Source organism: Ancylobacter sp., assembly GCF_965279025.1.
GTDB lineage: Bacteria > Pseudomonadota > Alphaproteobacteria > Rhizobiales > Xanthobacteraceae > Ancylobacter.
The window spans coordinates 3098295-3113505 of record NZ_OZ257132.1 but is presented as its reverse complement, the minus strand read 5'-3'; the positions used below and the strand labels follow the sequence as shown (position 1 = coordinate 3113505).

15 protein-coding genes are annotated in these 15211 nt (G+C 67.5%); 11 read left to right on the top strand and 4 right to left on the bottom strand.

What is annotated here, in order from left to right:
* Positions 1–35: 35 nt before the first annotated feature.
* The gene (locus tag ACQY76_RS14335) at positions 36–1559 is read right to left on the bottom strand and encodes a UxaA family hydrolase (RefSeq protein ID WP_428029411.1); all 1524 of its coding nucleotides are present in this window, start codon (positions 1557–1559) and stop codon (positions 36–38) included.
* Positions 1560–1731: 172 nt separating this feature from the next.
* On the bottom strand, positions 1732–2427 hold the full coding sequence (locus tag ACQY76_RS14330) for a FadR/GntR family transcriptional regulator (RefSeq protein ID WP_428029410.1): 696 nt from the start codon (positions 2425–2427) through the stop codon (positions 1732–1734).
* A gap of 231 nt (positions 2428–2658) precedes the next feature.
* Between ACQY76_RS14330 and ACQY76_RS14325 the strand changes: the two genes are divergently transcribed.
* The 10 genes from ACQY76_RS14325 to ACQY76_RS14280 all read left to right on the top strand — a co-directional run bounded on the left by ACQY76_RS14325 (position 2659) and on the right by ACQY76_RS14280 (position 12516).
* Entirely contained in the window at positions 2659–4224 is a 1566-nt protein-coding gene (locus ACQY76_RS14325; RefSeq protein WP_428029409.1) for a sugar ABC transporter ATP-binding protein, read from the top strand.
* An 11-nt stretch (positions 4225–4235) separates the two neighbouring features.
* Complete coding sequence (locus ACQY76_RS14320) at positions 4236–5264, top strand: ABC transporter permease (protein ID WP_428029408.1); 1029 nt, start codon at positions 4236–4238, stop codon at positions 5262–5264.
* 42 nt (positions 5265–5306) lie between these two features.
* The gene (locus ACQY76_RS14315) at positions 5307–6263 is read left to right on the top strand and encodes an ABC transporter substrate-binding protein (protein WP_428029407.1); all 957 of its coding nucleotides are present in this window, start codon (positions 5307–5309) and stop codon (positions 6261–6263) included.
* Positions 6264–6340: 77 nt separating this feature from the next.
* A complete protein-coding gene (locus ACQY76_RS14310) occupies positions 6341–7345 on the top strand; it encodes an aldo/keto reductase (RefSeq protein ID WP_428029406.1) in 1005 nt (334 codons plus the stop codon).
* A 14-nt stretch (positions 7346–7359) separates the two neighbouring features.
* Positions 7360–8199 carry an amidohydrolase family protein gene (locus tag ACQY76_RS14305; protein ID WP_428029405.1) on the top strand — a complete coding sequence of 280 codons (840 nt, stop codon included), beginning with the start codon at positions 7360–7362 and terminating at the stop codon, positions 8197–8199.
* 9 nt (positions 8200–8208) lie between these two features.
* Positions 8209–9219 (top strand): zinc-binding alcohol dehydrogenase family protein, encoded by a 1011-nt coding sequence (locus tag ACQY76_RS14300; protein ID WP_428029404.1) that lies wholly within the window; start codon positions 8209–8211, stop codon positions 9217–9219.
* Between the two features lie 14 nt (positions 9220–9233).
* Positions 9234–9563, top strand: a complete 330-nt coding sequence (locus tag ACQY76_RS14295; RefSeq protein WP_428029403.1) for an L-rhamnose mutarotase — start codon at positions 9234–9236, stop codon at positions 9561–9563.
* A gap of 20 nt (positions 9564–9583) precedes the next feature.
* Positions 9584–10315, top strand: coding sequence for an SDR family oxidoreductase (locus ACQY76_RS14290; protein ID WP_428029402.1), 732 nt, complete (start codon positions 9584–9586; stop codon positions 10313–10315).
* Positions 10316–10339: 24 nt separating this feature from the next.
* Positions 10340–11185: a fumarylacetoacetate hydrolase family protein gene (locus ACQY76_RS14285; protein WP_428029401.1), complete on the top strand. Its 846-nt coding sequence runs from the start codon at positions 10340–10342 to the stop codon at positions 11183–11185.
* A gap of 29 nt (positions 11186–11214) precedes the next feature.
* A complete protein-coding gene (locus ACQY76_RS14280; protein ID WP_428029400.1) occupies positions 11215–12516 on the top strand; it encodes an L-fuconate dehydratase in 1302 nt (433 codons plus the stop codon).
* A 33-nt stretch (positions 12517–12549) separates the two neighbouring features.
* Here ACQY76_RS14280 and ACQY76_RS14275 read toward each other — a convergent pair whose 3' ends face one another.
* Complete coding sequence (locus ACQY76_RS14275; RefSeq protein ID WP_428029399.1) at positions 12550–13677, bottom strand: mannitol dehydrogenase family protein; 1128 nt, start codon at positions 13675–13677, stop codon at positions 12550–12552.
* 209 nt (positions 13678–13886) lie between these two features.
* Here ACQY76_RS14275 and ACQY76_RS14270 point away from each other — a divergent pair, with 209 nt between their 5' ends.
* Positions 13887–14792 carry a GntR family transcriptional regulator gene (locus ACQY76_RS14270; RefSeq protein WP_428029398.1) on the top strand — a complete coding sequence of 302 codons (906 nt, stop codon included), beginning with the start codon at positions 13887–13889 and terminating at the stop codon, positions 14790–14792.
* Positions 14793–14870: 78 nt separating this feature from the next.
* Here ACQY76_RS14270 and ACQY76_RS14265 read toward each other — a convergent pair whose 3' ends face one another.
* The gene (locus ACQY76_RS14265) at positions 14871–15185 is read right to left on the bottom strand and encodes a hypothetical protein (RefSeq protein WP_428029397.1); all 315 of its coding nucleotides are present in this window, start codon (positions 15183–15185) and stop codon (positions 14871–14873) included.
* Positions 15186–15211: the final 26 nt, after the last annotated feature.

The window sequence follows — 15211 nt, the reverse complement described above, 5'->3', positions numbered from 1 at the left end:
GCGACGGGAGGCGCGGCGCACTGAGGGCGCCGCGCTCACATGACGGCGCCGATCTGCCAGGGCACGAACTCGTTGCGGCCATAGCCCAGCAATTCGGATTTGGAGCGACGGCCGGAGGCGATGTCGAGCACCAGCTGGAAGATCTCGCGGCCCTTCTCCTCGATCGACACGCCGTCGAGCACGTCGCCGCAATTAATGTCCATGTCCTCTTCCATCCGGGCGAACAGCTCCGAATTGGTGGCGAGCTTGACCGAGGGCGTCGGCTTGCAGCCATAGGCCGAGCCGCGCCCGGTGGTGAAGCACAGCATGTTCGCCCCGCCCGCCACCTGCCCGGTCGCGGCGACGGGATCGTAGCCGGGGGTGTCCATATAGACGAAGCCACGACGGTCGATGCGCTCGGCATAGCGGTAGACACCGCGCAGGGTCGAGGTGCCGCCTTTGGCGACCGCGCCGAGCGATTTCTCGAGAATGGTGGTGAGCCCGCCCGCCTTGTTGCCCGGCGAGGGATTATTGTTCAGCTCCCCGCCCGAGCGGGCCGCGTAGCCGGTCCACCAGTCGATGAGATCGACGATCTTGCGCCCCACCGCCTCGCTCTCGGCCCGGCGGGTGAGCAGATGCTCGGCGCCGAAGATTTCCGGCGTTTCCGAGAGGATGGCGGTGCCCCCATGGCGCACCAGAAGATCCACCGCCGCGCCCAGCGCAGGATTGGCGGTGAGCCCCGAATAGCCGTCCGATCCGCCGCATTGCAGCGCCAGAACGAGCTCCGAGGCGGGCACGCTCTCGCGGGCGACGGCATTGGCCGCCGGCAGCATCTCGCGGATCCTGGCGACGCCGGCCTCGATCGATTTGCGGGTGCCGCCGGCTTCCTGGATCGTCAGGCTCTGGAAATGCGGCCCTTCGACAAGGCCATATTCCTGTTTCAGGCGCGGAATCTGGAACACCTCGCAGCCGAGCCCGATGAGCAGCACGGCGGCGAAATTGGGGTGGCATGCATAGCCCCATTGGGTGCGGGCGAGAATGTCGAACTCCTCGCCCTTGGCGCCCATGCCGCAGCCCGTGCCATGGGTGAAGGCGACCACGCCGTCAATGTTGGGATAGGCGTCGAGCATGCCGGAACGCGTCACCGCGTCGGCGATGAAGTCGGCAACGGTCGCCGAGCAGTTCACCGAGGAGAGTATGCCAATATAGTTGCGCGTGCCGACCCGGCCGTCGGCGCGGCGGAAACCTTCAAAGGTCGCGGGAAGCTCCCCCGGCCTCAGGCCCTCCTCGGGCGTCGCCTCGGATGCGAAGGCATAATCGCGGGCAAAATCCTGCAGCTGCACATTGTGCTCATGCACCCAGTCGCCGGGCGCAATGTCCGATGCGGCGAAGCCGATCACCTGGCCGAATTTGCGGATCGCCTCACCCGCCGCGATCGGGCGGACGGCGATCTTGTGCCCCTTCGGGACATGCCGCCGGGCGACGATGCCTTCCGCCAGCGCCGTGCCGCCGGGAAGGCTGTCAATGGCGACAAGGACATTGTCGCTCTCGTTGAGACGCAGCGTGCGAGGTGTGGTCATGGGGTTGAAACCTGAAGCCTGCCCCGTCCGGCATGGGCGCGCGACCTGACCGAAAGCGGGGTCCGCGCTGCGACGGAGGATTGTCTTTTATGTATAAACGACAGCGTCACGCCGGCACTGTCAATGCACATTCAACGGGGGCAGGCCCGTTCCTCCAGCATGGCCCGCCGTGTCAGCGCGGTTCACTCTCGATCCAGCGGCGCTTGGATTCCGCGAGATGGGCGTGCATGCGCATCTGCGCGAGCGGCACGTCGCGCGCCTCCAGCGCGGCGAGAATCGCCTCATGCTCGGCCAGCGCGTGCCGCCACGTCGCCGGCGTGTCGAACCGCGCGCGAAGCCGCGACGAAATCGGGCTGTGGCGCTCGTCGAACAATTCCCCGACCAGCCGCACGATCACGCTGTTGCCGGTCTGCGCGGCAATGGCGAGATGAAACTGCCGGTCATGCCCGAGCGGCTTGCGGCCTTCCTCGATATCCGCCCGCATCGCCTCCAGCGTCAGGCGCAGCCCGCGCAGGGTGGCGGGCGTGAAGCGGGCGGCGGCCAGACCCATCACCGCCGCCTCCACCGTGGCGCGCGCTTCCATGAGTTCGACCGCGCTCTCCCCGGTCGCCGCCTGGGAAAGCGCGCGGCGCTCGACGGCGGCCGCGACATAGATGCCGGAACCCATGCGGATCTCGACCGTGCCGTCGATCTCCAGCGCGATCAGCGCCTCGCGCAGCGAGGGGCGCGACACGCCAAGCTGCTGCGCGAGATCGCGCTCGGCAGGCAACCGGCTGCCCACTTCAAAAAGGCCATTCTGGATCAGGCCACGGATCTGATCCGCCACCTGTTGGTAAAGCCTGCGCTCCGAATTTCGATTGATGTTCATCTTCACACTCTGATTTGGCCTTACCATACCTTGAATGCCGCCATCGGCCAAGATCGATCATCCCATTGAATCTCAATGTATTTTCATATTCTTGGCAGAAAACTCCGCAGAAGATCAAAAATTGGCTTGACCACATCGGCCGGGATGGCACCATGAGGTTGCAACGGCCACCGGCCGAAGAGATCCGCACCAGCGGGCGCACGTCGCTTCATGCGGCAGGGAGGAATGCCAATGCCGCGCGGCGGGATCGCCGACGGCCGGATCGACGCGCCGCCCGCGCAGGCGGTGGGCGAGCCGCTGCTGTCACTGGAAAACATCTGCAAGGAATTCCCGGGCGTCAAAGCGCTGCAGGGCGTGCATTTCAATCTTCGCCGGGGCGAGGTTCATGCCGTTTGCGGCGAGAATGGCGCCGGCAAGTCGACCCTGATGAAGATCATCAGCGGCGTCTACGCGCCGACCTCGGGCCGCCTCGTCTACAAGGGCCGGCCGTGCAGCTTCGCCTCGCCGCTGGACGCGGAAGCCATCGGCATCGCCATCATCCACCAGGAACTCAACCTGGTTCCGCATTTGTCGGTGGCGGAAAACATCTACCTTGCCCGCGAGCCCCGGCGGGGTTTCTTCCTCGACCGCAGGGCGCTGCGCACCAGCGCCAAGGCCTGCCTCGACCGGCTCGGCGTCGCCATCGATCCCGACCGGCTGGTGCGCGAGCTCTCGGTTGCCCAGTGCCAGATGGTGGAGATCGCCAAGGCGCTGTCGCTGGACGCACAGGTTCTCATCATGGATGAGCCGACCTCCTCGCTCACCGAGCAGGAAACACGGCTGCTGTTCAAGGTGATCCACGATCTCCGGGCGTCCGGCGTCGGCATCATCTACATCTCGCACCGCCTCGACGAGATGGCCGAGATCGTCGATCGGGTGACGGTGCTGCGCGACGGGCGCTATATCTCCACCGACGATTTCGCCGCGACGAGCGTCGACGAGATCGTCGCCCGCATGGTCGGCCGCTCGCTGGAAGAGAAGTTCCCCGAGCGCCGCTCCCGGCCGACGGGCGACGTCATTCTCTCCGCGCGCGGCCTCACCCGCCACCGCGTGTTCCGGGACATCGACTTCGATCTCCATCGCGGCGAGATACTCGGTTTCGCCGGGCTGATGGGCGCGGGGCGGACCGAGGTCGCGCGCGCCATCTTCGGCGCCGACCCGCTCGACGCCGGCACGGTGTCCCTTGAGGGGAGGCCGCTCGACATCCGCTCGCCGCGCGACGCCATCGCCGCCGGCCTCGCCTATCTCTCGGAGGACCGCAAGGCGCAGGGGCTGGCCGTGAAGATGCCGGTGGACGCCAATATGACGCTCGCCAACATGGCGGCGGTGTCCAACCGCTTCGGCCTGATCGACTTCGCCCGGCACGCGCAGGTCGCCAACGACTATATCGACCTGCTCAGCATCAAGACCCCCTCGCCGAGCCAGCCGGTACGCCTTCTCTCGGGCGGCAACCAGCAGAAGATCATCATCGGCAAATGGCTGTTCTGCCAGTCGCGCGTGCTGATCTTCGACGAGCCGACGCGCGGCATCGATGTCGGCGCCAAGCTGGCGATCTACCAGATCATGGACGAACTGGCCGCCAAGGGGATCGGGGTGATCCTGATCAGTTCCGAACTGCCGGAAATCCTCGGAATGACCGACCGGATCGCGGTGTTCCATCACGGCCGCATCGCCGGCGTGCTGGAAACCGCTGCGACCACCCAGGAAGAGATCATGCACTACGCGTCCGGCTACGGACGGCCAAGCAGCCGCGACTGACGGAGCAGGGAATGACGATGAGCGTGACGACACCGCCGGCGCCCACGCGCGGCCTGACCGACCGGCAGAAGGACATCCTGCAGAAATTTGCCGCGCTGGGCAGCCTTCTGGTGCTGATCGTGGTGTTCTCGCTGACCAGCAGCGCCTTCTTCACCGTCAATAACGGCATGACCATCGCCTTGCAGGTGACCTCCATCGCCCTGCTGGGCATCGGCGCCACCTGCGTCATCATCACCGGCGGCATCGACCTCTCTGTCGGGTCGGTGCTGGCCTTGTCCGGGGTGGTGGCGGCTCTGGCGGTGAAGGAACTCGGGCTCGCCGTTCCCCTCGCCATGATGCTCGGCATTCTCACCGGGGCGTTTTGCGGCCTCGTCAACGGCATCCTCGTCACCCGCCTGCGCCTGCCGCCCTTCATCGCCACGCTTGGCATGATGCTGATCGCGCGCGGCGTCGCGCTGCAGATCACCGGCGCCCGGGCGATCTCGGGCCTCGGCGAATCCTTCGGCGTGCTCGGCAATGGCGCGTTGTTCCGGGTGGTCACCATCGGCGATGACGGTTTCCCCACCGTGGTGTTCCCGGGCATCCCCTACCCGGTGATCCTGATGGCGGTGATCGCCATCGCGGTGTCGCTGATGCTCAACCGCTCCGTGCTCGGCCGCCACATCTACGCGGTGGGCTCCAATGGCGAGGCCGCCCGGCTTTCGGGCGTCGATGTCGCCGGCGTCACCCGCTTCACCTATGTGCTTTCCGGCGCGCTCGCCGGCCTCACCGGCTGCGTGCTGATGTCCCGCCTCGTCACCGCCCAGCCCAATGAGGGGGTGATGTACGAGCTGGACGCCATCGCCAGCGCCGTCATCGGCGGCACGTCGCTCATCGGCGGCGTCGGCACGATCTCCGGCACCTTCATCGGCTCGTTCGTGATCGGCATCCTGCGCAACGGGCTGAACATGAACGGCGTCTCCGCCTTCACCCAGCAGATCATCATCGGCCTGGTGATCCTGCTGACCGTGTGGATCGACCAGCTGCGCAATCGCAAATAACGCCGGCGACCGCAAAGCGGCGCCCCATAACAGGAGGAAACCATGAAGAAAATCGCTCGTGCCCTGCTCGCCTCTGCAGTCCTGTTCGGCGGTGCTGCCGTCGCGCAGTCCACCGCCCAGGCGGGGGAAATCGCCGTCATCGTGAAGACGGTCAATTCCACCTTCTGGCAGAATGTGCAGAAGGGCGCCGATGCCGCGCTCAAGGAGGCCGGCGGCGGCAACACGCTGACCTTCCAGGGCCCGGCCTCGGAATCCGCCATCGCCGACGAGGTGAACATGGTCGAGAACGCCGTCAATCGCGGCGTCGCCGGCATCGTGCTCGCCCCCTCGGACCCCGACGCGCTGGTGCCCGCCGTCAAGAAGGCCTGGGAAGCCCGCATCCCGGTGGTGATCATCGACTCGCTGCTCGCCAAGGGGGCGGAGCAATATTACCAGTCCTACCTCGCCACCGATAACCGCAACGCGGGCGAGCTCGCGGCCAAGGCGCTGATCGACAAGGTCGGCACCGAGGGCAAGATCGCCGTCATGTCCTATGTCGCCGGTGCCGGCTCCGAGATCGGCCGCGTGGGCGGCTTCACCGACTACATCAAGGCGCATTCCAAGCTGCAGATCGTCGGCCCGTTCTACTCGCAGTCGCAGATGGCGACGGCGCTGAACCAGACCACCGACGTGCTCGCCGCCAATCCCGACCTCAAGGGCATTTTCGGCGCCAATGAGCCCACCGCCATCGGCATGGCGCGCGCCATCAAGCAGGCCGGCAAATCCGGCAAGATCGTCGCGGTCGGCTTCGACGGCAATCAGGACCTGCAGGAATTCGTCAAGGACGGCACGCTGGCCGCCATCATCGTGCAGGGCTCGTTCCAGATGGGCGATCTCGGCGTCAAGACGGTCTCCAAGCTGATCAAGAAGGAAAAGGTCGACAAGTTCGTCGACACCGGCGCCGTGGTCGTGACCAAGGCCAATATCGACCAGCCCGAAGCCAAGAACGTCCTCTACTGAGCGCGCCCCTCCCGCGCACCTTCCGGGACGCGCCCCTCGCCGCGTCCCGGCTTTCCCTGGAACGGACCCGCACCCTCATGAAAGCCGGCGATCAGCGCATCCATGCACGCAGCACCGTGGCCGTGACGGCGATGGGACTTGGCTGCGCGCAGATGGGCAACCTTTACCGCGTCACCCCTTACGCCGAATCCGCCGGTGCCTTCGAGGCCGCGTGGGACGCCGGCATCCGCACGTTCGATACCGCGCCCTTCTATGGCTACACCCGCTCCGAGTTGCGCCTGGGCACCCTGCTCGGGGAGCGGGCGCGCGCCAGCTACACCGTCTCCACCAAGGTCGGGCGGGTGATGACACCGGACCCGAGCGTCGGGCCGGAGGAGGATGGCTTCGCCGCCCCCCTGCCCTTCCGGCCGGTGTTCGACTATTCGCACGACGGAATCCTGCGCTCCTTCGAGGCCAGCCAGAGCCGGCTCGGCCTTCTCGCTCCCGACATCCTCTATGTCCACGACATCGGCCGCGTCACCCATGGCGAGCGCCACGCGCATTACTGGGCGCAGCTCACCGCAGGCGGCGGCTTCCGGGCGCTGAGCCGACTGCGCGAGGAAGCGGCGATCAGGGCGTTCGGCCTCGGCGTCAACGAATTCGAGATCATCGAGGCGGCAATCGAGGTCGCCGACATCGACATCTGCATGCTGGCCGGCCGCTACACACTGCTCGAGCAGGCCAGCCTCGCCTTCATGGACGCCTGCGCGGCGCGCGGCATCGGCATCGTCATTGCCGGCGCGTTCAATTCCGGCATCCTCGCCGGCAGCAGCAAATTCAACTATGGCGACGCCCCGGCCGAGATCGTCGCGCGTGTCGAGGCGTTGCGCGGCGCCTGCGCGGCGGAGGGCGTGAGCCTTCAGGCCGCGGCCCTGCAATTCCCCCTCGCCCATCCCGCCACCCTCGGCGTCGTCTCCGGCGCCCGCAACGCGCAACAGGTGCGCGCCAATATCGGCTGGTTCGAGGAGCAGCTGCCGGCGACCTTCTGGACGCGGCTGAAAGAGCGCGGCCTCATCGCCGACAGCGCCCCGGTTCCGGCATGACCAGGGCGGCTCCTTTGCGCATCGACGCACACCAGCATTTCTGGCGGATCGCGGACCGGGCGGGGCAATGGCCGCCGGCCGATCTCGCGCCCATCCACCGCGACTTCGGGCCGGAAGATCTGCAACCGCTGCTGGCTACGGCGGGGATCGTGGGAACGGTTCTGGTGCAGACCATGGAGCGCGCGGCCGACACCGCCTACATGCTCGGTCTCGCGGACCGGCACTCCTTCATCAGGGCGGTGGTCGGCTGGACCGACCTGAAGGCCCCCGATGCGCCGGGCGCCATAGCCCGACTGGCGGGCCATGCCCGGCTGAAGGGCCTGCGCCCCATGCTGCAGGACATCGCCGACGACGACTGGATCGCCGACCCGGCGCTGGCGCCCGCCATCGCCGCGATGGTTGCCCATGATCTCGCCTTCGACGCGCTGGTGCTGCCGCGCCATCTGCGGCCCCTGCTCGCCTTTGCCGCCCGCTACCCCTCTTTGCGGATCGTCATCGACCATGGCGCCAAGCCGCTCATCGGCGAAGGGCGCATCTCCGGGTGGCGCCGCGACCTCGCCGCCCTCGCGTCACTGCCCAATGTCTGCTGCAAGCTCTCCGGCCTGCTGACCGAGGCGGATGGGCGCGGCGCCGTCGCCGTGCGCCCCTATGCCGAGACGCTGCTCGACCTGTTCGGGCCCGGGCGGCTGATCTTCGGCAGCGACTGGCCGGTGCTTCGCCTCGCCGGCGACTATGCCGGCTGGCTGGCGCTGTGCCGCGACATCGTGCCGGCGGCCCACCATGACGCCGTGTTCGGCGGCAATGCGGCCCGCTTCTACCGGCTGGACGGCGCTCCTCCCGCCGCCGCGAACTGAGAGACGCTCATGCTCACCATCATCTGCGACACGCCCGGCACGCTGTCGGCCATCGAACGCGAGAAGCCGGTGCGCGGCGAAGGCGAGGTGCTGCTGAAGCTGCGCCGGATCGGCATCTGCGGCACCGACCTGCACATCTTCGCCGGCAAGCAGCCCTACCTCTCCTACCCGCGCGTGATGGGCCATGAGCTTGCCGCCACGGTGGAGGAAGCGCCCGCCGGCAGCCCGCTCGCCCCCGGCGACCTCGTCTCGGTGATCCCCTACATCTCCTGCGGCCATTGCTCCGCCTGCCTCAAGGGCAGAACCAATTGCTGCCGCAACCTCGGCGTGCTCGGTGTCCACCGCGACGGCGGCATGGCCGAGTTCATCTGCCTGCCGGAGCCCTTCGTGCTGAAGGCGCAGGGCCTCAGCCTCGATCAGGCGGCCATGGTGGAATTCCTCGCCATTGGTGCCCATGCCGTGGCGCGGGCAGGAACGGCCGGAGGCGACCGGGTGCTGGTCGCCGGCGCCGGCCCGATCGGCGCAGCGGTCGCTATCTTCGCCCGCATTGCCGGTGCGCAGGTGACGATGATCGACGGCCGGGAGGACCGGCTGGCCTTCGCCCGCGCCCATCTCGCCATCGCCTCCACCGTCGGGCTCGGCCCGGGCGACACCGACGAGCTCGCGAGGCTGACCGGGGGCGACTTCTTCGACGCGGTGTTCGATGCCACCGGAAACCCGCAGGCGATCGAACGCGGCTTCGGCTTCGTCGCCCATGGCGGCACCTATGTGCTGGTGTCCATCGTCGCCGGCGACATCACCTTCGCCGATCCCGAGTTCCACAAGCGCGAGACGGCGCTGCTCGGCAGTCGCAACGCCACGCGCGACGATTTCGAGCGCGTGATGGCGGCGATCCGCGCCGGCGAGGTGCCGGACGCGCTGGTTACCCATCGCCTGCGTCTGTCCGAGGTGCCGGAGAAGTTCGCCACCCTGTCCGAGCCGGGCGCGGGTGTCGTCAAGGCATTGGTCGACGTGGCGTGAGCGGAGCGGCGGGCATGCAGCGCATGGGAATGATGATCGGCGTCGAGCCGCAGATGGTGGAGCGCTACAGGCAACTGCACGCGGCGGTGTGGCCGCAGGTGCTGGAACGGCTGAGCGCCAGCCATATCCGCAACTACACGATCTTCCTGCGCGAACCGGAGAACATCCTGTTCGGCACGTGGGAATATCACGGCAGCGACTTCGCGGCCGACATGGCAAAAATCGCCGCCGACCCCACGAATCAGGAATGGTGGAGCCTGACCATCCCGTGCCAGCGCCCGCTCGCGACCCGACAGGACGGCGAATGGTGGGCCTCGATGGAAGAAGTGTTCCACCTCGACTAACGACAAAAGGGAGAAATGCCATGGCCAGCCTTGAGGGTAGGACCGTCCTCGTCACCGCGAGCGCGCAGGGCATCGGCCGCGCGAGCGCCCTCGGCTTTCTGGCCGCCGGCGCCCGCGTCTATGCCACCGACATCAACGAGGCGTTGCTAGCCGAACTGCCGCCCTCTGACCGGCTGGTGACCGCGCGGCTCGACGTTCTGGACGACGCCGCCGTTGCCGGCTTCGTCGACAGCATCGGACCGGTCGACGTGCTGTTCAACTGCGCCGGCATGGTGCATGCGGGCAGCATCCTCGACATGAAGGAGGGCGATCTCGACGTCGCCTTCGATCTCAACGTGAAATCGATGGTCCGCACCATCCGCGCGGTGCTGCCCGGCATGATCGCGCGGCGCGACGGCGCCATCATCAACATGTCCTCGGTCGCCTCCTCGGTGAAGGGCGTGCCGAACCGCTTCGCCTACAGCGTCACCAAGGCGGCGGTGATCGGCCTCACCAAATCGGTGGCGGCCGAGTATGTCGGGCACAACATCCGCTGCAACGCCATCTGTCCCGGCACGGTGGAAAGCCCCTCGCTGCAGGACCGGCTGCGCGCCCAGGGGGACTATGAGGCGGCGCGCGCGGCGTTCATCGCCCGCCAGCCGATCGGGCGCATCGGCACGCCCGAGGAGATCGCCGACCTCGCCATCCATCTCGCCGGCGCCACCTACACCACCGGCCAGGCCTTCGCCATCGATGGCGGCTGGTCGCTCTGATCCGCCTTTCCGGGAGAACACAGCATGAAACTCGTACGCCACGGCCTCGCGGGCCAGGAAAAGCCGGGCCTGATCGACGCGCAGGGCCGCATTCGCGATCTCTCCGCCCATGTCCCTGATATCGCCGGCGCGGCGCTCGACCCCGCCGCGCTGGCCGACCTGTCCGCGCTCGACGCCGCCGTGCTGCCGCTGGTCGCCGAGGGCACGCGGCTCGGCCCCTGCGTCGCCGGAACGGGCAAGTTCGTGTGCATCGGCCTCAACTTCTCCGACCACGCCGCCGAATCCGGCATGGAGGTGCCGCCCGAGCCCGTTGTCTTCATGAAGGCGACCTCGTCCATCGGCGGGCCCAATGACGACGTGCCGATCCCGCGCGGCTCCAGCAAGACCGACTGGGAGGTCGAACTCGCCATCATCATCGGGCGGACGGCGAAATACGTCACCGAAGCCGAAGCGCTCGATCATGTCGCCGGTTACTGCGTCTGCAACGACGTGTCCGAGCGCGAGTTTCAGCTGGAGCGCGCCGGCCAGTGGACCAAAGGCAAGTCGTGCGACGGCTTCGGCCCCATCGGCCCGTGGCTGGCGACCAAGGACGAGATTCCGGACCCGCAGAACCTTGCCATGTGGCTGAAGGTGAATGGCGAGACCCTGCAGAACGGCTCGACCCGGACCATGGTGTTCGGTGCCGCCTATCTCGTCTCCTATCTCAGCCAGTTCATGTCGCTCTACCCGGGCGACATCATCTCCACCGGCACGCCGCCCGGCGTCGGCCTCGGCTTCAAGCCGCCGCGCTACCTGAAGGCCGGCGACGTCGTCGAACTCGGCATCGAGGGGCTGGGGTCGCAGAAGCAGACCTTCGTGCCCGATCTCTGATCCGCGCCCACGCACCGGGAGGCACAGCCATGGCGAAAATCACCGACATGCGGGTCATCGACCTGCGCTTTCCCACCTCGCAGGCGCTGGACGGATCGGACGCCATGAATCCCGATCCGGACTACTCCGCGGCCTATGTCATCCTGGACACGGACGAACCGGCGCTGAAGGGGCACGGGCTCACCTTCACCATCGGGCGCGGCAACGACATCTGCTGCATGGCGATCCTCGCCATGCGCCACCTCGTGGTGGGCACGGAACTCGACGAGGTGCGCGCCGCGCCGGGGCGGTTCTGGCGGCATCTCACCAGCGACAGCCAGCTGCGCTGGATCGGCCCGGAGAAAGGCGCGATGCATCTGGCGACGGGCGCGGTGGTCAACGCCTTCTGGGACCTGCTCGCCAAGCAGGCCGGCAAGCCTGTCTGGCGGCTCGTCGCCGACCTGTCGCCCGCGGAGATCGCCGACATCGTCGACTACCGCTACCTGACCGATGTGCTCGACCGCGACGAGGCGCTTGCCATCCTGCAACGCGCCGAGGCCGGCAAGGCCGCGCGCATCGCCACGCTCGAGCGCGAGGGCTATGCCTGCTACACCACTTCGGCCGGCTGGCTCGGCTATGATGACGAGAAGCTGCGGCGCCTCTGCCGCGAGGCGATCGATGCCGGCTTCAACCATGTGAAGATGAAGGTTGGCCGCGACCTCGACGACGACATTCGTCGCCTGACCATTGCCCGCGAGGTCATCGGACCGGACCGCCATCTGATGATCGACGCCAACCAGGTGTGGGAGGTCGGGCAGGCGATCGATTGGGTGGGAAAGCTCGCCTTCGCCAACCCCTTCTTCATCGAGGAGCCGACCAGCCCCGACGACGTGGCCGGTCACCGCAAGATCCGCGAGGCCATCGCCCCGGTGAAGGTGGCGACCGGCGAGATGTGCCAGAACCGCATCATGTTCAAGCAGTTCATCGCCGGCGGCGCCATCGACGTGGTGCAGATCGACAGCTGCCGCATGGGCGGGCTCAACGAAGTGCTGGCGGTGCTGCTGGTGGCGGCGAAATTCGGCCTGCCGGTGTGGCCGCATGCCGGCGGCGTCGGGCTGTGCGAATATGTGCAGCATCTGTCGATGATCGACTATGTCGCCGTGTCCGGCACCAAGGAAGGCCGGGTGATCGAGTATGTCGACCATCTGCACGAGCATTTTCTCGACCCGTGCGTGATCGAGCACGCGGCCTACATGCCGCCCCGGCAGCCGGGCTTCTCCATCGAGATGAAGCCGGAAACGCTCGCCGCCTTCGCCTATGCGCCTGCGCAGGCCCGACCCTCGGCGGCCTGAAGGCGCGGGCGTCCCCCGCCTGCTGTCGACGCCTCAGCCCGCCTTGTGCCGCGCAAGGATGGCGGCAAGGACGGGCGTCGCCGGCGCGCCGGGCCGGCCGGCGATCCAGTCGAGAAACGCGCCGATGCGGCGCTCGACCTTCACGCCATGGTTCTGCGCGATGTCGGCGATGCGGTGGTCGAGGAACGGGTTGCGGAAGCGGTCGAGCGTGACCTCGACATAGGCGCGGGCCTCCTCCGCCCTGCCGTGAGTGGCGAAGCCCGGCACCACTTCGTCGGCATAGACCGCATCGAGCCGCTCGCGCACGGCCTCGTCGCCCAGGATCTCGCGGACCGTCTCGCCCGCCGGGCGCCCCTCGCGCGACCAGGTCTCGGCGAGAACCGTGTGGCCGAGATTGAGGATGTGCAGCTTGAGCCGCTCGAACGGTTCGAGATCGTCGGTCAGCACCACGCTGGGATGGCTGAAGGGAAGTTCCAGCCCCGGCCGGCGCTCGATCGCCCACAGCGCATAAGGCTCGGCGACGGCACCCACGGGCTCGATGGGCTCGGAAACGATGCGATCCACCAGCGTATTGGCGAAGATCACCGACGTGTCGATCCACGCCACGAACGCCGCCGGCGCACCGCTCGCCACCGCAAGCCGGCGGATTTCCGCCGCCAGAACCTCGCCATTGCGATTGATCAGTTCGCAGGGCAGCACGGTCAGCGGCGTCCCGCCGGCGGTCCAGCGATGGTGCAGCAGCGCAGTGAGCTTGCCGGGAAAAGAGGCGGGCACGCTGCCGGCGAGGAGTGCGGGCGTCGCCTCCTGCGGCTCCACGCGATAGCCGGAATCGCCCATATTGGAGATGACCAGTTGCGCCTCGGCGGCAAACAGCGCCTTGATCTCCTGCCAGTCCGCGATGGCTGACAGGCCCCGATCGACCGACCGAACCGCGACGTCACGCTCGGAGGGCATGCCGTCGACCAAGCCGCGAATGCACACGGGGAAACCCTCGGGACGCCCAAACGCCGCTACCCTGCCCGCCCGGTCCGCCGAGCCGGAAGCCTGGATAACCGCGATGGGCCCGATATCCTGCCCGGCCTCTCGTGCCTCATGGACGAAGAGATCGGCATGGGCCTGCAGAAACCGGCTGGTGCCGAACTGGACGATACGAACACTCACGCGCGGACCTCGACAGGAGCGGACGGCAGGAAGCGCGGCGGCTCGCCGGAGCACTGCCGGCGTCGGAAAGCCCGGGATAGCCTGCAGGCGCGCTGCGGTTTGACGGGGCGCAGGTGTCCATGCTGGACGGCGGGTGTCAACCGGTTCTTAATGTAAAAAGAACAGCCGCGCGGCGTTGAGGGTCGGCAATTTCGGAGGTGCGGGGCGGCATGAGGGGCAAGGCGGTTTTCAAGGCGGGTACCAATCGCTGCCTGCACCTGCTCGCCCGGATGCCTCTCGGCGCGCCGCTGCCCTCCGAGACGGAACTCGCGCAGACGCTGGAGGTCAGCCGCACCACCATCCGCGCGGTGCTAGCCATGCTCGACGACAACGGCATCCTGCGGCGCTCGAACGGGCATCGCCATCTTGCCCGCCAACCGGCCGATGTCGACTATTTTCCCGAACCGCAGACCTTGTCGGCCGGCGCCTCCTTCGAGCGTCTGTTTCTGGAGTGGATATTGCAGAGCGGGACCAGCCCCGGCCAGTTGCTCAACGCGGCGGAACTCGCGCGCCGGTTCGGCACCTCAACCACCACCATCCGCGAATGCCTTGCCCGATTCCAGCATTTCGGCTTGCTGGAGCGCCGGCCAAACAGCTCCTGGCTGTTCAATGGCCTCACCGCCGGGTTTGTGAGCGAAATCTACGACGTGCGCGAGATGTTCGAACTGCGCGCGACCCGCAGCCTTCTCGCTTTGCCGGACACGGCGAGCCAATGGCGGGAATTAGCGGCGATCGAGCAGGAACACCGGGCGATCCTGGCCCATATGGACCGCGACCACGCGCTGTTTCCCCGGCTCGACGAGCGGCTGCACCGGGTGATCCATGAGACCACCGGCAACCGGTTCATCCTGGATTTTTACGATGTCGTCGCGACGCTGTTTCACTACACCTATCGGTGGAACCGGGAGGATGCGAAGCAGCGCAGCGTCATCGCGCTTGGCGAGCATCTCGACTATATCGCCGCGCTTCGCAGCCGTGACCAGCGCGCGATCGACATCCGGTGCCGCAGGCATCTACGAACGGCCCGCGACACGCTTATTCGCTCGCTGCACCAGCAGGGCGTCGCGTCGCCCTGAACCTCAAGGAACCGGCGAAGGCCGTCTGCCCTCTCGGCGGGTACTGCCGAAGGGGCGGACGTCCGATGAGGGCGCCGCTCACCAGCTGTGGCGATCCCGGCCGAGCATATAGCCGACCACCACCCCGGCAAGAGCCGCAGCGACCATGCCGGGAAGCACGTCGACCCGGCTGGCCACGGCGGCGTTGCCGGCGGCGTAAAGCCCGGAGGCACGGTCCGCCGCCTCGCTCATGGTTTCCTTACCGGCGGCGTAGAGGCCGGAGGCGCGATCGGCGGCATCGTTCACCGTTTCCTTCACGGTATCGGTCGCGGCCGACACGTTGCGGCCGGTCTCGCGCATGAGCGCGTCGGCGCTGGACGGCAGATTTTCGTTGATCTTGTTGGCGTCGGCCATCGGAGTGCTCCTGACGATTGAATGCC